This window comes from Methylobacterium soli, from assembly GCF_008806385.1.
GTDB lineage: Bacteria > Pseudomonadota > Alphaproteobacteria > Rhizobiales > Beijerinckiaceae > Methylobacterium > Methylobacterium soli.
Window position 1 is genome coordinate 119,260 of the sequence record NZ_VZZK01000009.1, and the last position, 20,897, is coordinate 140,156.

General features: G+C 64.4%; 24 protein-coding genes. 7 read left to right on the plus strand and 17 right to left on the minus strand.

The genetic code is table 11. The features are described from left to right. Positions 1-253 precede the first annotated feature (253 nt). The 7 genes from F6X53_RS10980 to F6X53_RS11010 all read right to left on the minus strand — a co-directional run bounded on the left by F6X53_RS10980 (position 254) and on the right by F6X53_RS11010 (position 5,970). Complete coding sequence (locus F6X53_RS10980) at positions 254-730, minus strand: hypothetical protein (protein WP_151000058.1); 477 nt, start codon at positions 728-730, stop codon at positions 254-256. A gap of 53 nt (positions 731-783) precedes the next feature. Further along, positions 784-1,209, minus strand: coding sequence for a lysozyme (locus tag F6X53_RS10985; RefSeq protein WP_151000059.1), 426 nt, complete (start codon positions 1,207-1,209; stop codon positions 784-786). Further along, positions 1,206-1,514 (minus strand): DUF7940 domain-containing protein, encoded by a 309-nt coding sequence (locus F6X53_RS10990; protein ID WP_151000060.1) that lies wholly within the window; start codon positions 1,512-1,514, stop codon positions 1,206-1,208. Before F6X53_RS10990 ends, F6X53_RS10985 begins: the two co-directional genes overlap by 4 nt. Positions 1,515-1,547: 33 nt before the next feature. Next, complete coding sequence (locus F6X53_RS10995; protein WP_151000061.1) at positions 1,548-1,907, minus strand: septal ring lytic transglycosylase RlpA family protein; 360 nt, start codon at positions 1,905-1,907, stop codon at positions 1,548-1,550. Positions 1,908-1,979: 72 nt separating this feature from the next. Further along, the gene (locus F6X53_RS11000) at positions 1,980-2,591 is read right to left on the minus strand and encodes a DUF4376 domain-containing protein (protein ID WP_151000062.1); all 612 of its coding nucleotides are present in this window, start codon (positions 2,589-2,591) and stop codon (positions 1,980-1,982) included. 9 nt (positions 2,592-2,600) lie between these two features. Then, positions 2,601-3,542, minus strand: a complete 942-nt coding sequence (locus tag F6X53_RS11005; RefSeq protein ID WP_151000063.1) for a DUF7483 domain-containing protein — start codon at positions 3,540-3,542, stop codon at positions 2,601-2,603. A 1-nt stretch (position 3,543) separates the two neighbouring features. Beyond that, on the minus strand, positions 3,544-5,970 hold the full coding sequence (locus F6X53_RS11010; protein WP_151000064.1) for a LamG-like jellyroll fold domain-containing protein: 2,427 nt from the start codon (positions 5,968-5,970) through the stop codon (positions 3,544-3,546). Positions 5,971-6,016: 46 nt separating this feature from the next. Here F6X53_RS11010 and F6X53_RS11015 point away from each other — a divergent pair, with 46 nt between their 5' ends. Continuing rightward, positions 6,017-6,295 (plus strand): hypothetical protein, encoded by a 279-nt coding sequence (locus tag F6X53_RS11015; RefSeq protein ID WP_151000065.1) that lies wholly within the window; start codon positions 6,017-6,019, stop codon positions 6,293-6,295. Positions 6,296-6,754: 459 nt separating this feature from the next. Here F6X53_RS11015 and F6X53_RS11020 read toward each other — a convergent pair whose 3' ends face one another. Together F6X53_RS11020 and F6X53_RS11025 are read right to left on the minus strand one after the other, a co-directional pair. Further along, positions 6,755-7,018, minus strand: a complete 264-nt coding sequence (locus tag F6X53_RS11020; protein ID WP_151000066.1) for a hypothetical protein — start codon at positions 7,016-7,018, stop codon at positions 6,755-6,757. A 500-nt stretch (positions 7,019-7,518) separates the two neighbouring features. Further along, positions 7,519-8,409 carry a LysR family transcriptional regulator gene (locus F6X53_RS11025; protein ID WP_191970796.1) on the minus strand — a complete coding sequence of 297 codons (891 nt, stop codon included), beginning with the start codon at positions 8,407-8,409 and terminating at the stop codon, positions 7,519-7,521. A gap of 278 nt (positions 8,410-8,687) precedes the next feature. On the opposite strand from F6X53_RS11025, the gene F6X53_RS11030 reads away from it, so the two are divergent. Genes F6X53_RS11030 through F6X53_RS11050 form a run of 5 tightly spaced genes read left to right on the plus strand, consistent with a single transcriptional unit; the run spans position 8,688 to position 13,949 of the window. After that, positions 8,688-9,740 (plus strand): SDR family oxidoreductase, encoded by a 1,053-nt coding sequence (locus tag F6X53_RS11030; RefSeq protein WP_151000068.1) that lies wholly within the window; start codon positions 8,688-8,690, stop codon positions 9,738-9,740. 44 nt (positions 9,741-9,784) lie between these two features. After that, entirely contained in the window at positions 9,785-10,219 is a 435-nt protein-coding gene (locus tag F6X53_RS11035; protein ID WP_151000069.1) for a cupin domain-containing protein, read from the plus strand. Then, positions 10,216-11,001 (plus strand): SDR family NAD(P)-dependent oxidoreductase, encoded by a 786-nt coding sequence (locus F6X53_RS11040; protein ID WP_151000070.1) that lies wholly within the window; start codon positions 10,216-10,218, stop codon positions 10,999-11,001. The genes F6X53_RS11035 and F6X53_RS11040 overlap by 4 nt, the downstream gene beginning before the upstream one ends. A gap of 51 nt (positions 11,002-11,052) precedes the next feature. Further along, a complete protein-coding gene (locus F6X53_RS11045; protein ID WP_244965554.1) occupies positions 11,053-12,060 on the plus strand; it encodes a TRAP transporter substrate-binding protein in 1,008 nt (335 codons plus the stop codon). Positions 12,061-12,095: 35 nt separating this feature from the next. Next, a complete protein-coding gene (locus F6X53_RS11050) occupies positions 12,096-13,949 on the plus strand; it encodes a TRAP transporter large permease (RefSeq protein ID WP_238296000.1) in 1,854 nt (617 codons plus the stop codon). Between the two features lie 178 nt (positions 13,950-14,127). On the opposite strand, the gene F6X53_RS11055 is transcribed toward F6X53_RS11050, so the two are convergent. Further along, positions 14,128-14,868 (minus strand): hypothetical protein, encoded by a 741-nt coding sequence (locus F6X53_RS11055; RefSeq protein WP_151000073.1) that lies wholly within the window; start codon positions 14,866-14,868, stop codon positions 14,128-14,130. A gap of 296 nt (positions 14,869-15,164) precedes the next feature. Between F6X53_RS11055 and F6X53_RS11060 the strand changes: the two genes are divergently transcribed. Next, a complete protein-coding gene (locus F6X53_RS11060; RefSeq protein ID WP_151000074.1) occupies positions 15,165-15,677 on the plus strand; it encodes a hypothetical protein in 513 nt (170 codons plus the stop codon). Here F6X53_RS11060 and F6X53_RS11065 read toward each other — a convergent pair. From F6X53_RS11065 to F6X53_RS11095, 7 genes are all read right to left on the minus strand, one after another. Further along, a complete protein-coding gene (locus F6X53_RS11065; RefSeq protein WP_151000075.1) occupies positions 15,640-16,035 on the minus strand; it encodes a hypothetical protein in 396 nt (131 codons plus the stop codon). The two genes, F6X53_RS11060 and F6X53_RS11065, sit on opposite strands and share 38 nt — an antisense overlap. A gap of 2 nt (positions 16,036-16,037) precedes the next feature. Beyond that, positions 16,038-16,700 carry a metallophosphoesterase family protein gene (locus F6X53_RS11070; RefSeq protein WP_151000076.1) on the minus strand — a complete coding sequence of 221 codons (663 nt, stop codon included), beginning with the start codon at positions 16,698-16,700 and terminating at the stop codon, positions 16,038-16,040. 50 nt (positions 16,701-16,750) lie between these two features. Further along, complete coding sequence (locus F6X53_RS11075) at positions 16,751-17,182, minus strand: Ros/MucR family transcriptional regulator (protein ID WP_151000077.1); 432 nt, start codon at positions 17,180-17,182, stop codon at positions 16,751-16,753. Positions 17,183-17,449: 267 nt separating this feature from the next. Next, positions 17,450-18,889, minus strand: a complete 1,440-nt coding sequence (locus tag F6X53_RS11080; protein WP_151000078.1) for a primase-helicase family protein — start codon at positions 18,887-18,889, stop codon at positions 17,450-17,452. Beyond that, the gene (locus F6X53_RS11085) at positions 18,886-19,473 is read right to left on the minus strand and encodes a hypothetical protein (RefSeq protein ID WP_151000079.1); all 588 of its coding nucleotides are present in this window, start codon (positions 19,471-19,473) and stop codon (positions 18,886-18,888) included. Before F6X53_RS11085 ends, F6X53_RS11080 begins: the two co-directional genes overlap by 4 nt. Next, entirely contained in the window at positions 19,470-20,591 is a 1,122-nt protein-coding gene (locus F6X53_RS11090; RefSeq protein WP_151000080.1) for an ATP-dependent DNA helicase, read from the minus strand. Before F6X53_RS11090 ends, F6X53_RS11085 begins: the two co-directional genes overlap by 4 nt. Then, positions 20,588-20,896, minus strand: a complete 309-nt coding sequence (locus F6X53_RS11095) for a hypothetical protein (protein ID WP_151000081.1) — start codon at positions 20,894-20,896, stop codon at positions 20,588-20,590. The genes F6X53_RS11090 and F6X53_RS11095 overlap by 4 nt, the downstream gene beginning before the upstream one ends. Position 20,897: the final 1 nt, after the last annotated feature.

Sequence of the window (20,897 nt, forward strand, 5' to 3'; positions counted from 1 at the left end):
AAATCTCTTTTAACGTCCTGTATAGATGTTATTCTTACTTAAAACCCGCAAACTAAAACTGTTTAGTTACTTAGAGCTAGTACTAACTAAGCCGACAGGTTGTGCTTGTGTGTGGATAGAAGGCAACCAAGTCGGGTCGCAAACTGCCCTTGAGAGTGGGGGTCAAGATCAGACCTGGACCACCGAAACGCAGAATGCGCCCTGGAACCGAAGCTCCAGGGCGCATATGGACAAGGTGTAGACAGGCTGTGGATCAGTCGCGCGTCTTGAACTTGTCCGCCTCCAGCCGGTCGAGCCGCTTCTCGATGCGGCCCTCGACCCGGCTGATGCGGTCGCGCTGGAAGTCGTAGAGCCGCTCCTCCATGCGCCAGTGCACCTCGTGTTCGTCACGAGTGACTTGGGTCTTCGCGAGCGCCTCGACGCGTTTGTCGGCGCGCTCCTGCATCATGAGCAGGGCGGCCTTCAGGTCCGACATTCCGGTCGTGACCGGCCAGAAGGCCAACCCGCCAACAACGGTGAGCACGGTCATGCCGACGCCGACGGCCGACCAGATCACCGCCCAGGGCGTCTGGCCGCGCCGATCCAGCTTGTCGCTGAGGCCAGTGACTGCGGACGCCACGCTCTGCAGCGTGCCGACGATGCCCTCGACGCGGGTTTCGAGCGCGGAGAGGCGCGAGTCGGATGTGGGCAGCTGCTGCATCTGCTGCTGCTGCGTGAGCTGTGCGGTCATGATGTCGGCCCCCAAGGCCTCAGGTGCGCCGGTCTTCCGGTCGCGCGGGGATGTCAGCGGCCGACGAGCTCCTTCTGCTTCGTCCAGAGCATCATGGCCCGGCAGGCCTCGACCTTGCGGCCGGCGTTGTAGAGCCGGACGGTCGAGGAGGAACAGAAGCCCGCCTGCCCGATGTTGTAGGTGAAGGAGACGAAGGCGATCTCCGTCTTGTCGCTCATCGGCGCCTTGACGCAGTGCTCGACCTTGTTCGCGAACTCGTCGATGCGCTTCAACAGCATCTCGTCGCATTGGGCCTTGGTGAAGACCATGCCCATCTTGATGTTCTTGGTCTCGCCGTAACAGGCCGTGCTCACGCCTACGGTGTCCTTGTAGGACTTGAGCCTGAGACCTTCCTCCTGGCCGACGTGGTTGATGGCGGCGACACCGAGCGCGGTCGCGACGAGCCCGCCCATGAGCGAGCGCTTGACGAGGCGGCTCATTCTCCGCCCTCCGGCAGTTTCCTTTGGGCGACGAGGCGGGAGATCGCGGCGGCGGCGGTGCACAGGGCCGAGAGCAGGCCGAAGGTGCCGCGCGAGACCGGGATCACGCTGTCGAGGTACGGGAAGGCCACCTCAAGCGCCGAGAACGCGATCGAGAGCGCCATGAAGCGGATGCTCCAGGCGTGGCGGATGATCGTGAGCCAGTTCGAGTAGAGGCTCAGGCGGAAGGCCGCGGCGGCCTGGAGGCGCGCAGCAACGGCCGCTCGCAGGCGCGCGAAGGCGCCCGCGTCGGGAAGCAGGTTCATGATGATGATCCTGGAGGAGGGGAGGGGCTGGCCTCAGCCGATGACGGTCGTGCGCACCGTCACGACGCCGCGGCGCGTGATGCCGAGCGCCCGGGCGGCGCCGAGCGACAGGTCGATCAGGCGGTGCAGGCGCGGATGCGGGCCGCGGTCGTTGATCGGGACCGCGACGCTCCGGCCTGTGGCGAGGTCGGTGACACGGACCCGGGTGCCGAGTGGCAGCGTCCAGTGCGCAGCCCCGAGTTGCTCGGGCACGAAGGGCTTTCCGTCGGCGCGACGGGATCCGCTCTCGTGGCCGTAGAACGAGGCGCGGCCGATCTGGTCGGCGCAGGCGGGCGCGATCGCGAGCACAAGGCAAGCGAGGACAGCCCGCAGCGCGAAGCGCTGCAGGAGCATGGTGGTCTCCGGACATGAAAAGGCCGCCCGGAGGCGGCGCGCAGGCTTAGGAGCGGAGCCGAACGGCCAGGGCTATCCCGGCCAACCGGCCGCGATGTCGACGGCCTCGAGGGCGCCCCGATCGGCAGCGCCCAGGATCTCTGTCGTCAGGGCCTCCTCGCGGTCGAAGCAGGCCTGCACATGAGCGCGGGCCGTCATCGCGGCGAAGTCGATCGCCAGGGCGTCGAAGGTTACGAACTGCCCCGGGCCGGCCTTCCAGCGGATGGAAAACCCGGGGTCGTCCTTCGCGCTGGCCTGGGCCGCCGTGAGGTACAGGATCGTCTTCTCGTCCGATGCGAGCGGGGCGCCGGCAAGCGATGTGCCGCCGACCTCGTGCTGCCAGCGGACATTCGCCAGGGCCGCGAGTTTGGCCGCCTTGAGGTCGGCCAGCGGCGTCACCGGCTCGTCGTCGAGCACGAAGGTCCGGGTCGGCAGATCGTCGAGCACCGCAAGCCCGGTGATCCGCACCACCTTGCCCTCGGGCGCCGGCGGTGGCTCGACGATGTCGAGGACGCCGTGCGCGGCCCGGTCCTCGTCGTTGGAGAGGTCGAGCCAGTTGGCCGGGTAGCTCGTGCCATCCGGGCCCGTGAACGGCGCGCCCGCGAATAGCTCGACGGGCTCGCCGTCCTTGATGATGGCGGGCATGACTGCTCCTTAATAGGGTTCTCGGATGGCGAGCCAGAGGTAGGGACCGCCGCCGCCCCCGCTGCTGGTGAAGCCGGTCGACGTGGGGACGACAGGCCCGTTCATGGAAGTGGCGGCAACCTCACCATTTGGCGTATTCGGCTGGAGCGTGAAGGCAAAACCGCGCGCAGCGTCAAACATATCCCAGTTTTCGCTGACGTTTGCTCGCTTGCGGAGAACGAGTTGCGGCTTCCAGCCCAGTGTTACCGTCTCGGCGTTGCTCGCGTAGGATCCGCACTGGATGATACCGCTAGGGTCGGGATTGTGAGCCCAGATATAGGCGACGTACCGCCCCCCGGCGGCGTTGTTGTTGCTACCCGCTCCGACAGTGAAGCTAGAGCCGTCCGCTGTAATGATTTCGGACCCGCCGTAGACCCCAGAAGCGGTGGGTTGATTGAGAAAAACGGTAGCGCCGACAGCCAGTGAACGGTGCCACGTTGTCCAGTTGCTCGTTGTATCCAGGCGCTTGACGGAGACCATCCCGACGGCCACCCCAAGCCCGTGCGGGATCTGCCTCCCCGCTACGCCGTCGCCGATCCATGTAACGATGTCGAAGAACCCGGGCCGGCGGGCGAAGGCCAGCCCCGACATCGTGACGCCGGCCCCGGAATTGACGGCCGGGGACGTGTAGCCGGACGCCCCGAACGTGTAGCCGCCCCCTGACCCTTCGGCAGCCGTGGAGTTGCTTCGGAGAAACTTGCTGTTCCCCCGAACCGAGTCGACAAGGATGTGCTCATAGGCGTTATTCCGGGATTTCTCCCAGATCAGACCGCCCCGGCTGGCAAGGTCGACCCCGTTCGCGACGGGAAAGTCTGAGCCGGTCCCGGTGTATACGCTTGCCGCGAACACGTCCTGCGGCCGGAGGATAGATCCCCCGGCCTGCGCCAGCATCCCGCTCGGAAAGGGGTGCATGTCAGTATCCCTTTCCGATCCCTATGAAGTCGAATTTCGGCGCGCCCGGCGTAGCATCGACACAGAGGAACGAGAACACGTCTTCCTTGCTCGCCGTCCCGGTCAGCATGGGTGCGCCGGCCGCGCCGAAGTTGAAGCAAGAGGCGTGGGCGAGCGTGCGGGAGCCGGTCGCGTCCTGCGCCGCGCGGAGGACGTAGACGATCCCCGCGCTCATCCCGGTCGGCACCCCGAGCGTGCGGGCGCCTCCGAGCGTCACCTTCGCGTTGTAGCCTTGGTCCATCGGCCACGCGATCGTCGCGGCGTCCGTCAGGGTTTGGAACGCGGCCGAGCCGGTGAGCGCCGCCGCCGTGACCGGCTTGGTGGTGTCGGTCCCGATCCGGACCTCGGCGGCCGTAGCCGCCGCCGGGGCCGGAGCCGGCGGGTAGCGGTTCAGCATCGCCATCAGGTCGCTGGCGTCGTTGTGCGCGACCGCCTGCGCCCCGCCGATCAGCAGTCGCCGGCCGCCCTGGACCGACACCGACTTCATGGCGTCGTTCGTCAGGGGCGCGACGTTTGCCATCGAGAGGTAGTTCACCCGGCGCAAGCCCTGGAACTCGCTCACGCCGTTGCCCGTGGCGACCGCCAGGATGCCCGTGGCGGCGTCCACGTCGAGGTCCGCGACGGCGTTCGATGAGCCGCCGAGGAAGCACTTGGCGCCGTCCTGAAAGAGCGGAGCCTCGTCGCGGTACATCTTGGCGATCTGTGCCGGGGTCGAAGCGTAGGCCGAGACGCGGGCCAAGGCGATCTGTGAGCCCGCGCTCGCCGGGGCGAGCCCGTTGGGGCGCACCCCTAGGCGAAGCGGGGCCGTCGCTTGCGATAGGTTCGTGGTGTCGGCGCCAATTCCAACGCGAACACCGTCCACCCAAAGCTCAGCCACCCCGCTGCGCCTAGTGCCGACGACGAGATGCCAACCCCCATCCGCGATACCGACACCGGAAACCGTCGCGGCTCCACAGACGAAGCGAGCAACGCTGCCGCCAACATCAATCCCGTACTGCGCGCCCGCACCGCCGGGATCTTGACGCCACAGGATATTCCCCGTCGTGAGCCCCTTGCTCCACGCAGCGACCATGAAATCGCCCGTGCCGAAATCCAGGTCGGCCGAGTAGGGCTGTTCCAGATAATTGGTGCCCGAGAACCCGCCGACCGCCGTCAGGTCCGCACCCGTCGCAACGGCCGTGCGGGAGAGCGTGCCGACGACGGTGAGGGGCTTGGCCTTGTAGGAGCGGTCGGGGACAGCGACATCAAGCCGAAGGTCATCGGCATAGATCGTCTGCCCAGCAGCCGGTGTGGTGCCCGTGAACAGCAACTCCACGATCAGCGTGGTGCCGGTGGGTGTCACCTGCCCGGCCAACTCAACTGCGGTCGTCGTCGCGTTGTCGGCGCTGATGAGCACCGTAGTGCCATCCCGCACCCGCAAGCGGGCCGAGCCGTTGGCCGTGCCCTTCCGGTATTTGCCACGGAAGGCGTAGGTCTGGCCCGCCGTCAGACCCGTGACGGTGTATAACGCTCCGCTGGCGTTGTCCTGATACGTCACCTCGATCTCGCCGCCGACCGACGCGATCGTGTTCGTGCCGGCTAGCGTCCATCCCGCCGCACTCGTGCCGTCGAGGTTGAGCGGTGTCGCCCCCACGACATTGCCCGTCGTCGCCTCACCGAGAGCGGCAAGCCTGATGTCGCCAGCCTGCCAGCCGGTCGCGTAGTCCTTCGTGGCATAAGCCACCATGCCGTTGGCAGGGGTGCCGGTGTCCTCCGCGAGGAAGGTCAGGCCAGCCGATTTGCCAATGGCGCCGGGCGCGAGAACCTTGTTGGAGGTCCCCGGAAGGATTGAAGGCGCCGCTCCGTCGAACAGGTTCGACGTGCGCCAAGCGGTATTTGTGGCACTGGCGGCATACGGCAGCGGGCCGATGTCGATGATATTGCTGGCCCCTTGGCTACCGATGATGCGCCCGTCCGCAAGGATCATCACGCGCTCGTAGCCGTTCGTGGCCCGCGTGATGTTCGCCACCGCCCCTGTCGGGTGAATTACCGAGACGCCGCCCGCCGTCGCCACTGCCACCGTGGGGATGGCGAGGCCCACAGCATCGAGCGGGGCGCCGGGAAGAACGCGCGCGTGGACATGGTTGACGTCGATCGAGACGAGGCCAGGTGTTGAAATGACCACATCGGCGGCGGTTACATTGCGGCTGGCGACGTTCCCCCGCGCGGTTCGACCGCTCGTGGTGTAGCGCCCGATCATGTCCTGTGCGAACTCGATCACCACCATACCCGTAGAGGTCAGGGCGGCGCTCATGGTGATGTAGAGCCGGCCGTTCAGAGCACATACGGAGCTGATCGGCTTCTGCGTTGTGAGCGGGACGACTGCGGTGCCGATGCCGTTGAACACCATCCACGTCTTCGGCACGCCGAGTATGTCGAGGTCGGTCTCGTCGTAGATGATGATCGCAGCCTGCCGCGCGACGAGCCGGGCGATGGTCGGGAAATCCCGCTTCGTGCCGCGCGTGTCCGAGGCCGCCTCATTCCACCAAGAGGTGTTCTGGCAGCGCCGCGGCCACGTCGGATCGGTATCGAGCCGCGTAGAGCCCAGCCGCTCGGACGGAGAGCTCGCGGCGCAGGCTGCGGAGCTTGTGCAGTTCCGCGATCGGTCCGCCGGCGACAGAGTCGACGACCACTTGGCTGCTGAGCGGCGCGCGAATCCGGGGCGTTTCCGCTGAGGGATGAACCAGATCGGCGTGTGGCCGGCGGCGAGCCGTCCGAATTCTCTGATGGGAGGCCGAGGCGACCCCGTCGGGCAGCCTCGGCCTTGATCCCAGTGGGTCTGATGCTCCCCCGTTCGTACCGCCAAGGAACGGGTTCGCTACCGTCCGGACGAGGGCTCCGGCGCCGCCGCGGCCCGGATCTGATTGCGCGGTCCCAACTGAGTAGTCCGAGACGCTTGCCCGACTCGGCAGTCGGCGTTGGGCTGGTGCGCTGCTCCAGCCTCCTGGAGGAGGCTGGGCGGCCGGCGGGCCGGGCTTCGCGCGATGATTGGTCCGGCCCGTCGTTAACCGGTCGTTGGCGATGATCGGCGATGATGCCTTGTCGCTCCGGCCATTTCCCCTGTCAGGCCGAACGGCCATCGGGCTGCGCAGCGCCGGCTCATTCCCCCGAGCCGCACTGCCAGTCCGCTGTCGCTATGCCCGCGCCGCGACGCGCTTCGGTGCTCGATCCCGTATCACCACCTGGACGGAGCGGCGTCCAAGCGTCCGATTGCCCGGCATCATCGAGAGCAGGGCTGGGGTGCCGATCGCGCGCACGAGATCGGCGATGAGCCGATCCATCTTCGCGCAGTGGCTGTCCTTGGCCTCGAGGCATTCGGCCTGGTCGCCATAGCGGGTGCGGCGCCGGTACTGGCGCAACTCGGCCCGCATCTCGGTGGCGATCATGTGAGCGCTCATCGGGTGCCGATCATGTCATGGAAGCCGCCGCGCGTCTGCCACCTCAACGCCTAAGCTGTTGAGCGAGTTCGCGGACAGGTGAGGGGGCCGGAAACGCTGAGCGCCCGGCGTCGAAGGGTGGTGCGGGTCGGAGCTACAGCGCTGCGCGGCGGCCCATGGCCGTTGACGCGCGAGCGAAAGGGCGTCCTGGGCTTCCGACGATACTGCGAGGCCTTGTTCTCCGCGCGATCCGCGCGCCGCACCAACTCGTGCGTCGATCAGGAGGGCACCCCAAACGACGACGGCCCCGGAGCAGTTGCGCCGGGGCCGATACATCTTTGCATGAGGAGGTATGCGTCAAGCCGATCTCCCGGTCAACCGGTTGTAGAGGCCGGGCGCCTAATACCTGCTCCCCAAGTCCGCTACGGGTCAGAGGTTCGGGTCGACCGAGGAACAGCCGAAGGCCCAAGGGGGCGCAAGCAGACCCTCTCAGGGGCTGCCAAGCGGCAGGTCTTGGCCACCTAGTGCCTCATTCTCCTCTGCAAATAGGTGACGAAGGCGCGCACCTTGGGTGGAATGAGGCGACTGCTTTTATGGGCAGCATAGATTGGCGTTGCCGCCAACGGCTCGAAGTCTTGCAGAATCCGTCTCAGCCGCCCAGACGCAATATCCTCGCGACCTCGCAGATCCGTAATTCGACCGATACCGAGACCCGAGATGAGTGCCTCGTAGTGGCCACTCCCTCCGTTAACGACGAAGTTGCCGGTTGTGCGTATTGATCTGTTCCCTTCACTGTAGCGGAATGTCCATTCATTGTAGTCGAGGCCCAGCCGGTTCATCATCAGACAATTGTGGTTGAAGAGGTCTTCCGGGGTGCTTGGCGTGCCGTGCCGTTCGAGGTAGGAGGGCGCCGCGCAGACGACTTGATGACTTTCGCCCAGCCGGGTGACAACAAGTGTCGAGTCTTCTTGCTCGCCCCACCGCAGCGCAACATCATGGTGGGTTAGTGACTGGTCGATCACGTCGTCGGAGAGGCTGAGCTGGATCTTCACTAGTTTATGGTTCATTAGAAATTCAGGAAGCAGCGGAATCAGCTTCTGGTGTCCAATCATGATTGGGCACGTAACCCTCAAAACGCCTTGCGGCTCAGCGCTGAACTCGCTAACGACCAGTTCGGCTTCTGAGATCTCGGCAAGGATGTGCACTGCGCGTCGGTAGAGCACGTCGCCCGCGTCGGTGCGACTGATCTGCCGCGTAGTCCGGTCGAACAGACGCACCCCAAGCCGTCGCTCAAGGCGTTCAATGCGCCGCAGCACCGCCGAGCGCGTCGTGCCGAGTGTGCGCGCTGTAGAGGCGAAGCCGCCGTGCTCAACCACAGCTGCGAACACCCGCAGGTCGTCTTCACCAATCACTACGTGACACCGATTGTTGCGTTTGCAGCACCAGTATGTCGCTGCGGTCGCTCTTCCGCCAGTCGCTTGATCGACTATGTTGCTGACAAAATCGGCGCTTGCGTGCTCAGCAGGCAGCCTTCTGGGAGGGACAGATATGATCACGCTCAGGCGTGCTCGACGAATCCCAAACTCGCAACCGACACCTTTCGACGCCCCCAGGGCGCTTCGCAGCCAGATGTCATGCAAGCGCGCTCCCTGCGTGCGCCTCTCTGTCCCTCGGAAGGGGAGCCGAACCTATGTCGGATAAAAAGACCGCCCTGGTAATCGGTGCGACAGGTGTCGCCGGTCGAGCCTTGATTACGCATCTGGACGGGCTTGAGGAGTGGGACGTCATCGCCGTCTCGCGCAAGCCACCTTATTTTGAATCGCAGGCACGCTTCGTATCGGTCGACCTCCTGGATCCAGCGAGTTGTCAAGCCGGTCTCAGTGGCCTCGGTGAAGTCACCCATGTCTTCTACATGGCCTACCTTGACAATCCGGTGGTCGCGGAAACCCGCGGACCGAACACTCGAATGTTCACCAATGCCATGGACGTCGTGAAAAGTCTTCCACGGCTCCAGCACGTCTGCCTGTTGCAGGGAACCAAGTACTACGGCCAATACCTTGGGCCGTTCAAGACGCCAGCCAAAGAGTCCGACCCGCCGATCTCTACGCCTCATTTTTATTATGATCAGCAAGACCTTCTGGAGTCCCTGCGCGCAGGGCAGAGCTGGTCATGGTCGTGCGCGCGTCCCCACGTCATCTGCGGTTTCGCACTCGGCAACCCGCTGAACATCATCTCCACGCTTGGGGTCTATGCGACCCTGCTACGCGAAGAGGGCAAGCCGCTGACCTATCCTGGTAAGCCAGGTGCGTTCTCCTCAATCTACCAGGCGACCGATGCTGGGCTCTTGGCACGTGCGATGGTCTGGATGGCGACCCGTCCTGAATGCGCGGACGAAGCCTTCAACATCACCAACGGCGACTTCTTCCGCTATCAGAACCTTTGGCCTGCTTTCGCACGCTGTTTCGACATGGAAGCCGGCGGTGTCGAAACTGTGGACCTCACAGTTACGATGGCGGGTAAAGATGCGGAGTGGGACCGCATTACCAAGAAGTATAAGCTTGAACCCCACCCTCTCTCTCAACTTGCAGCTTGGAAGTTTGCCAATTACGCGCTGTCGAACGACTGGGATGTGATGTCAGACACGACAAAGTGCCGCAAGTTCGGCTTCCTTGAGTTCATCGACTCAGAGGAGATGTTTTTGCGTCACTTCGAAAACTTGAAGCGGCTACGGATTATCCCCTGAAGTCAATCATCAAGCAAGCCTTCTTGGACGTGAGGACATGCGACATGGCCAGTCAGCCTGCATCGAGCCACACTGACCCCCAGCTGCAAGCCGAGCTGCAGCGGAACGAGTTTAATGCCTGCGTTGGTCAGGTCCTGCTGTCGGAAAGCGAACGGTCTAGGGTCTGGTTTATCAGGTTGAAGCCAGGAGAGCGCCTGGGTTTCCACCGCCACGTACTTGACTATTTCTGGACTGCCCTCACGCCAGGCACGGCAAGGTCGCATATCAACGGCGGTCCAGCGAAGCTTGCGAGCTACACGGCTGGTCAGACCCAGCACCTAAGTTTTGGTGCTGGCGAGTCCATGATCCACGATCTTGAGAACGTGGGGTCGACGGACCTCATCTTCGTCACCGTTGAATTCCTGCAGAGCGCCAACAAGCCGCTTTCCCTTCCTGCCGGCGTTGCGCCGCAGGGCCTTGAGTCTGGAGTCTTGTCATGAATCCTGTGCTGTCGCACGCGAGCAACTCTCGTTTCGACGGTAAGGTTGCCTTCGTCACCGGTGCAGGCCGTGGGATCGGCCGGGTCTTGGTCGAGCAGCTCAGCGGAGCCGGCGCGAAGGTTGGCGTATGCGACCTCGTTCCTGAACGAGCTCAAGCCTCAGTAGACGCGATCAAGGCTGCCGGTGGCCAGGCCCTGGCGCTGCCAGCTGATGTTGGGGACGAGGAACAGGTTTCCGCGGCTGTGGAGAGACTATACGGCGAGTGGGGCCGGGTCGATATCCTGGTGAACGGGGCTGGGAGCTACGGCGCCGCGTTCCGCAAGACGCACGAGACGCCGGTGGAGGAATGGGATCAGGTCTTCGCCTCAAACGTCCGCGGCACGTTCCTGTGCGCCAAGTTCGTTATACCGCATATGGTGACAGGCGGCGGCGGTCGGATCATCAACGTCGCCTCTAACGCCGGCCGGTCTGTAAGCCCTCTGCTCGGCTGCTCCTACACAGCAGCGAAGACGGCAGTCATCGGGATCACACGCCACCTCTCGCGCGAATATGCCAAGGACGGCATTCTGGTGAATACTATAGCCCCCGGCCCGGTCCGCAGTGAGCGAGTTGCGGGCCTGATCGAGGAAGAGAGCGCCGTCGAACTAGCGACCCAAATCCCGATCGGGCGTCTCGCCGAGCCCGAAGACATCGTCGACGTCATCCTGTTTCTGGCGTCCGACGCCGCTCGCTACATGACGGGGGCAATCGTCGACGTCTCTGGCGGCCTCATCCTCTCCTAGATATTCAGCGCAGTCCGTTCAACCAGAACAATGATTCCAAAGGGGGAAACCATGCTGAACCCAACCCGCCGCTCAGCTCTCCTGACCGGGCTCGCGGCTTCGACTTTCACGATCCTGCCCTCGATATCACGTGCCGCGACTGTCGCGCGCCTCGCCAGCAACCTGCCGAGCAACCATCCGATGGTGATCCGTCTCAAGGAGGCGGCAGAGGCGATCAAGAAGGATACCAACGGCGAACTCGAGATCCGCATGTTCCCGAGCAGCCAGCTCGGCGGTGACCTAGAGGTACTCTCGCAGCTTCGCTCAGGAGCGATCCAGTTCTATCCATTGGCGGGCGCCCAGCTCTCGACGCTGGTTCCAGTCTCTTCGCTGAGCGGTGTTGGATTCGCTTTCCAGAATATCAACGATGTTTGGAAAGCCACAGATGGCGAGGTCGGCGGCCTCATTCGGGGTGCGGTCGCCGACGCGAACCTGGTTGTCTTCGATAAGATGTTCGACAACGGCTTCCGGCAGGTCACTACTGGCAGCAAGCCCATCGAACGTCCAGAAGATCTCAAGGGGCTTTCGATCCGAGTTCCGCCGAGTCCGCTCTCAACTTCGCTCTTCAAAGCCTTTGGTGCGGCTCCGCAATCGATTAGCTTTGGTGAAGTTTATACCGCTCTCCAAACAAAACTCGTCGAGGCACAGGAGAATCCACTCGGACTTATTGACTCCAACAAATTTTACGAGGTGCAGAAGTTCGTCAGCATGACGAGCCACATGTGGGACGGTTTCTGGACGCTTTCCAACAAAACCTTCTGGAATCGATTGCCCCAAGCGACGCGGGATATCGTCATCAAGCGCTTCGACGAAGCGGTACTGGCAGAGCGCGAGGATGTCGCCAAGCTCAACGACAGCCTTATCCAGAAGCTCAAGGGAGCAGGCATGACGTTCGTGGAGCCGAACCGTCAAGGCTTCCGGGAAGCACTGAACAACACTTCGTTCTACCAGGAGTGGAAGGGCCGCTTCGGTGCGAAGGCATGGGAGACGCTCGAGCGCTACACCGGGAAGTTGGGGTAACCATGCTGGGCGAATCTTTCGAGAGGAAACGGGTCATGTCCGCTCCGATTTTGCGGCGTGACTGGGCGTCGGGGCACCTCGATCGTGTCGAGCGGATGATTGGAATCACCATCGACGTAGTTGCCGCGACGCTTCTTGCCGTGGAGATCGTGCTGCTCGCCGGAACGGTGTTCGCCCGCTACGTGCTTAAGTCGCCGGTCACTTGGGTCGACGAGATCGCGACGCTGGCGTTCCTGTGGCTCGGCATGCTTGGTGTCGCGAGCGCACTGCGGCGTGGTCTGCACATGCGCCTGACATTTCTCCTCTCGAAATTCTCCCCAAACCGGCGGGCCGGCATCGAGACTTTGTCCGAAGTGGTGCTTCTCACTTTCCTCGCGACCTTGCTCATTCCAGCAATGGAACTCGCCGAGCTCAACCACGCACTTTCTTCGCCCGATCTCAGTATCCCGGGTTCGGTCGGATCTATGGCAACCGTGGTCAGCGTTTTGCTGATGATTGTCCTTCTTCTGATCCGATTGTTCCGGACCCTCTCGATCCCGGCCTTCATCCTCGCCATACTGGGTGCCGTCGTTGCGGTCACGGTCCTTATGCTGGCTGGCCCCCTTCTCTCAGATCTCGGCAACCTCAACTTACTTTTGTTTTTCGGGTTCGGCGTTGGCGTTTTGATTCTGGTTGGGGTTCCGATCGCCTTCTCGTTTGGAACGGCCACGCTCGCCTATTTCCTGCTCACCAGCGATCTTCCGGTCAGTGTCATCGCAGGACGCGTGAACGAGGGCATGTCGCATTTCATTCTGCTGACGATCCCACTCTTCATCTTCCTCGGATACCAGATCCAGTACACGGGGATGGCGCGGGCCATGGTCGATTTCTTCTCGGCCCTAATCGGGCGCGTTCGAGGCGGCCTCGGTTACGTCCTTCTGTGCGCCATGTACTTGGTCTCGGGCATCTCCGGCGCGAAGGCGGCCGACATGGCGGCGATCGGCCCGATCCTTGCGCCGGCGATGAAAGATCGCGGTATGCGTGAGGGCGACATTCCTGCACTCCTTGCAGTGTCGGCCGCGGCAGCAGAAACAATTCCGCCGAGTCTCGTTCTTATTATCATTGGATCGGTGACGGGCGTATCAATTGCTGCCCTGTTCACCGGTGGGCTGCTACCGGCGATTGTGAGTATGCTAGCGCTTGCGCTGGTGGTCTACCTCCGCTCGCGCAACGAGCGTCGCGGTGAAGGGCGCTACGATTTCAGACTTATAGCCCGCACCTTCATCGTAGCATTGCCCGGCCTCGCGCTGCCGCTGATCATTCGGGCAGCAGTCCTCGAAGGGGTCGCAACCGCAACCGAGGTCGCCACCATCGGCATCGTCTACGTGCTAGTGGTCGGCCTCGCCACCATGCGCACAATCTCTCTCAAGCGCATGGCGAAAATGCTCGTGGACACCGCCGCTATGTCCGGCGCAATCCTCATCATAATTGCGCTGGCCGGAGCGATGTCCTGGGCCCTAACTCAGTCGGGTTTCGCTAGCGATCTCGTGCGATTCATGACCAGCTTGCCTGGAGGCAAGGTGAGCTTTCTCGCCGTTTCAATCGCCGCCTTTGTTGTGCTCGGGAGCGTGCTCGAAGGCATTCCTGCAATCGTGCTATTCGGCCCACTTCTCTTCCCAGCCGCGCAGGCCTTGGGCGTCAATCAGGTTCACTACGCAATCGTTGTGCTGCTCTCGATGGGCCTAGGATTGTTCTCGCCACCTTTCGGCTATGGCTATTATACGGCCTGCGCTATCGCGCAGGTCTCGCCGGACGCCGCCATGAAAAACATGATTCCATATCTGCTGGCTTTCACAGCCGCCATCATCATCATCGCAGCGTTCCCATGGTTGAGCACTGGGTTCTTGTAAACGTGCGGGTGATGCAGAGCTCATGTAAGATCCGACTACGTGCCGAAGCTCCTAAAATACTCCTTGCACCCGCAGGGGCGTCCACAGATGACGCTTGGTACCCGCTGCCAAGGGGCGCACGCGGACCTCGCGAGTAGGCTGAGCCGCGCACTGCGAGCGGGCCTTCGCCCGGCATTGATCAGGCGGCGTGGGTGTAGGTGGCCGGGTCGATGTGTCGGACCGGGGATGCCGGGCGTGGCCGCGGGCGCCGCACGGGATGACGGGCTGGGGTCAGATCGGTGTCGTTGGCCGGGATCAGACTTTGCAACGGCGCCGGCGGCGTCGGTTGAGAGATCCATGGGGTGGCGGGTGCGAGCGGCGCCCGTACCTCGACGCTCCTGAGCTCTGGCAGACGGCCGGCCAGATAGGTGAGCGCAGCGTGCCAGACGGCATACCGAGCCCGATCCTCGGCGACATCATCGGCATTGCGGGTCCAGTGCAGCGCACAGAACAGACCGACGTCGCGTAAGTCGCCCTTCGAGACGGCGACTTCGTCCGAGGTGATGAACAGCGGTTGTCCATGCAGGTCGGTGCCGCAAGGCGTGGAAACAGTGCGCCAGACCGTGACCTTGCCGTTCGCCGAGAGCGCCGGCTCACAGGTCACGTGCTCACCGATGTCGGGCCGCCCGCCCTTCTTCGCGAAGGTGATGAGCCAGGCGATAGCGTCGCGGCGCACGAGGCGACCGATGCGCTCGACCTCGCAGTGCGGCCGGAGGCCGTGGCCGATCTGGTAGGGCGCGAGGTCCAGCGCCTCAACGTCGAGGTCGCGGATCTCGGCCTCGATCACCTCGGCGTCCGGGTGGCACTCGCCGAGGGCGAGCGGCATGCCGGGCTCGCGCGACCAGTTGTCGACGCGGGTGAAGAGGCCGTTTCCCCACATCGGGTGCACGCTCGGGAGCGAGGGCGCCTGGGCGATGGACGGGTCGGGACGGCGCTTCGGCAGCTCATCGCGGATGGCTCAGCGTAGGACCTCTTCGATCGGCAAGACGCGACGCTTCGTGGCTTCGGTGCGGGTGGTGGACGACGACTTCGTGGCCGACGCGATCACGGTGGTGCCCCTGTGCATGTTCCCGATGCGTTCGATCGGGGGTATGCCTTTCGATGTCCGTATCGATTGGTACCAGTGTCAAGCATTTATTCCGACGGCGCGTCATCATGGAGTGGGGGAGTTCGGACATGAGTACCGAGACGCCAGAACAAGCGAAGGCCCGGTTGGCTGACGCTCGAGCAGACGCGAAATTCGTTCATGAGCTTCACCACAAGGCTCTGCTCGGAAACGTGCCGGTCATCACGAACCTCGGCACCGAGGCGATCAAAACGGCGATCCTGATCAACGGCGGCACTGCGGCTGCGCTGCTGACCTTCGTCGGCAAGGAGCGCCTGATCCAGCAGCCCAATATCGTCTGGGCGCTTCAGTGCTTTGCCGTTGGACTGATGTTCGGAGCCGCCGCTGCGATGCTGGCCTATGTCACACAGTTCTTCTATGGGACGGCACATGCCAGCATGAAGTACTTCACCGAGCATCCGTACGTGAGATCAACGCGCGGCTCACGTATCTGCGAGGGGTTTGCAATCTTCACGCACATGTGTTGCGCCGGATGCGTGTTCGCGGCGTATGGCTATGCCGTATACGCCTTCTATAATGCTGGTCTCACCCTGTCCGCACTGACGCTTCCGCCGAAGCCCTGATCGCTTCGTTGATGCCTTCGGCGATCCGCTCGGCTGCCCACCGCCGCCAGCGGTCCGCCGAGGATCGTGACCATCCCCGATCACGGCACAGCCCGCGCCACGTCGCATTGCCAGCCTCGCACCAAGCCCACATCAGCAGGAAGGTGCGGGCCTCACTGCGCATCCGGTGCGCGACCGGCAGGTACTGGTCGGGCCAGTTCAGGGCATTGCCGACGGCGGTATCCCTCCCCTCGTACTTGGCAAAGCGATCTGACTTCCAGGCAATCACGGTCCACCGCTCGACGAGCTGGGCGTCGAACGACGGCGTTCTACCGCTGGGGCTGACGGGTGGATCGGGTCCTTCGATGCGGTCCGGCAAGGCTACTCGACCTGGAGGAACTGGATGGCCGGACCGCGCTCGTCCGTGAAGACGCCTGCAGTGAGCGCCGCGCCATAGACGCAGCCGGTATCCAGGTTCGTGCGATACGGACGGACATCCGGGCCGTTGAGGAGAACCGGCGTATGCCCGTGAATCACGTACTTGCCGAAGTCGTGCTCCTCGGACAGGAACGGCTCTCGGATCCAAAGACGCGCGTGCGCGTCGGGGTCAGGCGCAGGCGCACCAGGCCGGAAGCCGGCGTGCACAAAGAAGCGCTGGCTGTCCTCGTGGACGGTCGGCAGGTCTTTGACCCACCGGACGACGTCACTGGGTAGATCCTCAGGAGCATCGATGCCGAACGAGCGGAGTACCGCGTTGCCGCCGTTCATGAGCCAGTTGAGCCTGAGCCCAGGCACGTAGTGGGCGTGGAGCATCAGGTCCTCATGATTGCCCATGAGACAGACGACGTTCTCGGGCTCGCGCTCCTGCAGTTCGCGAAGCAGGGCGATGACACCGGCGCTGTCTGGCCCGCGATCGATGTAGTCGCCGAGGAACACGAGCTTGCGCGACCGCCCGGTGCGGTGCTCCTCGATCTTGTCGAGCAGCACGCGCAAGTGCTTTAGGCAGCCGTGAATGTCGCCGATCGCGTAGGTCAGTTCAGGCATCGGGGTCATCGTTCAAAGCTTACGGAGGAATTGCTGAAGCGGGGCGCTGCTCACTCCGCGGCTTGGCGCATGCCGCCCGGCGAGCCGAGGCCTATTGCCTTCGCCAGTTCGGAGCGCTGGGCCGAGTAGCTCGGGCACGTCATCGGGTAATCCGCCGGCAGGCCGTAGCGGGCCCGGTAGCCGTACGGGTCGAGCCCGTGCTTCGTCAGGTGCCGCTTCAGCGTCTTGTAGGGCTTGCCGTCGATGAAGCTGATCAAGGCGTCCGGCGTGATCGACTTGCGGATCTGCGCGGCCGTGGCGAGCTCCACAGCGGGCTCGGAGGCCGTGGCCGCCTCTCCGGACGTGGAAAGCGCCTGAAGGCCGCCAGCGACCGCCTGGATGAGCCCTGGCAGGCGATCGGCGGGCAGCGGGTTGTTCGACACGTAGGCGCAGACGATGCCCGTGGTGAGTTCGTGCAGGTCGATGGTCTCGGCGTGGTCCATGGTGGCTCCTCGGGGTTCCGGGCTTCGTGCCCTACCTGCCCAACCTACGGTTTTGAGGTTGGGCGGGTGTAAGTGTCTGATTTCGTTGGCTCTGCCTTACCTGCCCTACCTGCCCTACCTTTTTTGAAGGTCATGTATTTTTTCAGGTGCGCCGGATTTTCCATACGCGCGCGAAAGGTAGGGCAGGTTGGGCAGGTAGGGCACGGCCTTTGTTCTCAATGACTTATGACCGCCCTACCTTGAAACTGAGGTAGGGCAGGTAGGGCACTACTCCTCGAGATGGGGCAGGATGGGCTCCGGCTCGTCGTCCGGATCGTCCCAATTGACGGCCTGCCCGACAGCCTTCTCGAAAGAGGCCCGGCAGTCCTTCAATGGCGGCAGCAAGTAACACCACACCCTCCGGGTCCCGTCCGGCGTCTCGATGTAGCGTTTCTGCTTCTGGAGCAGCGGCACGAGCTTCTTCAGCCGCGCGCCAAGCACTGTCTCGGCACTTCGTCGTCGGACGCCCCCGCGCTCGGCGGACGAATAGAAGTCGTCTCGCACCAGGTCGGTCCAAACTTCCTCGCGCCACTCGTCGAACTTGCGCGTCGGCGACCCGGCCATGAGCCGGTCGAGCCACCAGGAGTCGACGGGATCGAGCGAGTGGATCTTCTGCTCCAGGAGCGCCGCGGTGCGCGGGATGTGCCGGAGATCCACGCTCGACAGGTCGAAGGCAAGGAGATCCGCGAGCAGCGCCTCCCGGCCGCCCTCGTCGAGCTGCTGGTCGAGCTCGGCGAAGTAGATCGAGTTCTGGGCGCAGCGCGGGTTGATGTCGAGCACGCAGAACCGGCGCTCATCCTTGCCGGCCGGCACGACCCAATCCTCGTTCGAGGTCATGACGACCCGCACGTAGTTCCGCAGCCGGATCGGATCGATGCCCTTCGATTCGACCATCTGCTCGGCCGAGGTGATCAGGCCCTTCAACCGCCCCTCCGCCTGCTTGTCGCCGGCCCAGACCGCCTCGTCCGCCTGCAGCAGGAGGCAGGAGGCCATGTGGGCGTTGAAGTTACCGGTGAGATAGCGGGCGCTGTCGACGAGGAAGTAGTGGGCCGGGATCAGAGACCCGAACACCTCGCCGACCTTGGTCTTGCCCGAGCCCTGCCCGCCGCGGATCACGACGGCGGCGCCGAGGCGCTCGCGCGGGCGCTGGAACAGGTGCGCGAAGAAGGCGAAGACCCAGCGGTACAGATCCTGGTCGCCGCCGCAGACGTTGTTGAGCAGGTGGTCCCGGAACACGGCGTAGGTGCCGCCGCGCTTCGGACGAGTGGACCAGCCGCGCCAGAGGTTGAAGTAGCCGGGTGTGCCGCCGGCCTCTTCGGGATCCGGGTTGGCGTCCGGATGAAACTCGACGCCGTCGTACTGGCGCCGGTTGAGGCTGCCGAGCCAGCGCTTGGCCCAGGTGACCGTCTTCACCTCGCCCGAGGCTTGGTCGCGCATCTCGGTGAAGCGGTTGAGCGACCACTGCCGGAACGCGTCGAGGGTGAGGAAGCGGACACGCTGCTCGATCGGTGCATCGACGTTTTCGCGGATCACCACGGCCTTCGAGCCGATCAGGACGAACGCGAACTCGCCGTTCATCAGCTCGTGGCTGTAGCCGCCGGCGTCGAGGTCAACCTGGGTGCGCTTGGCGCCCTTCTGGGCCTTCTTCAGTTCGACCACCGACGTCATGCTGCGGCCCTCTCGCTCTCGAAGGCTGGGACGACGATGCGCGGCAGGCGCACCTCGCGCAGCATGGCTTCCAGTGCCTCCCCATGCTCGATCCCAGCCGCCTGCACGGTCCCAGCATCGAGGAGGACAGGGCGAGCAAGCCGCTCATCGATCACCACCACGCCGCGGCGCTCACCGGCGAGCCAGGCGGGCAGGTCAGGAAAGACCACCAGCGGGTCGTCGGCAGTTGCCGCCGTCGGATGGTCGAGACCGAGAAGTCCGGTCTGGCCGGACCAGACGGCCACGCGCTCGCTGCGCGGGTGCCACGCGACGACATCGAGCGGCGTGCCATCGAGATCTCGAGCAAGGAGCGTGTAGGCGGCCACCGGCTCGATCTCGTCGCCACGCAGATCGCGGGCGAAATCGAAGCGCCGGCCGCGCCGGAACACAACGGCGGCGCGTAGCAGCGGCTCGAAGTTGCCACGGCTCCAGTTCACGACCGGACCAGGCACGCCCTGTCGCCGTAGCCAATCGAAGTCGCCGTCGCGCAGCGGGCGCCCGCGCCAGAAGGCAGTCTCCGGGTCGAGGTGACGCCGCGCGCTCATGACAGCACCACCGTGACGCGCTCGGCCGCCCGGGTCAGGCCAGTATAGAGGTGCCGGGCCCGATCTTGCCGGAAGGTGCTGCTCTCATCGATGAGGAGCACGTCGTCCCACTGCGAGCCCTGCGCCTTGTGGACCGTGAGCGCGTAGCCGTAGGTGAAGGCGTCGCTGATCTTCGCGATGGGGTAGGGCACGTCCTCGGCCCGCCCGTCGAAGTAGAGGCGGTGCACCCGCACGCTGGCGCTGAGGCCGCGCACGTCGCAGGATTCGACTTTGAGCGCGAAGAAGTCGCCCTCGGCCTCCTCGATCTCGCGCACCGACCAGAGACCGCCGTTGAGCAGCGCCTTGTCCTTGTTGTTCTTCAGGCAGACGAGGCGGTCGCCGGGCTCGGGCCGGGCCGCGTCCCGCCCTTGGAGCCGGCGGATCTTCGCGTTCACGGTTCGCCGGGTCTGATTCCGTCCGACGAGGACCTGGTCGGCTCCCGTCACCATCCGCTGCCCGAGTCCGCCGACATCGATGACGCGGCTGTCCCCGTAGGCGCCGCGGCCGAGGCGCCGCCCTTCGCGCACGTCCATCGACATGCGGATGATCGGATTGTCGGCCGCCTGCCGGTGGATCTCGGTCAGCATGAAGTCGGGCGCGACCCGGGTGAAAAAGCCCTCGCCCCGCACCGGCGGCAGCTGCGCGGGATCGCCGAGCACCAGGACCTTCGTCCCGAACGACAGCAGGTCCTCGCCGAGCCGATCGCCGACCATCGAGCATTCGTCGATGACGACGAGATCGGCCGTGGTCACCGCCGAGAACGGGTCGAGGCCGTAGCGCCACTCGACGCGCAGGACTTCGCCCGTGGCCTCGTCCAGGACCTCGTGCTCGTAGGCCTTGTAGATGAGCGAGTGGATCGTCGAGGCGCTGGTGCAGCCCTTCGACTGGAGCACCAGGGCGGCCTTGCCGGTGAAGGCGGCGAAGAGCGCGTGCTGGCTCACGCTCGACGCCGCCTCCTTCGCGATCGTCGTCTTGCCGGTGCCAGCGTAGCCGCCGAGGTAGAACACCTGGTCGTCGGAATCGCGATGCCAGTCTCGGATGGCGCAGAGCGCCGCGTCCTGTTGCGGGGACCAACTCATCGGCCACCTGCCACGACACGCAGCTGCTGCCGACGGCGCTCCGCATTGCGAGCGTCGAAGAGCATCTTCTGGATGGAGCCGTCGCACAGAGCGTCGAGGATGGCGTCGTCGAGGCCGGCCAGGAACGCCGCGGTGTCGCCGGCCCTGCGCAGGCGCCGCGCCTCGGCGCGCCGGCCCGCCGCGTTGGCGCTCTTCATCGCGTCGAGCGCATCGGCGGCGCCGGCTGCCCGAACAGCATCGCTGCTGAGCGCGCAGGCATCCTCGTAGAGCTGATCGCGGACGAGGATCTTGTAGGGATCGAGCATG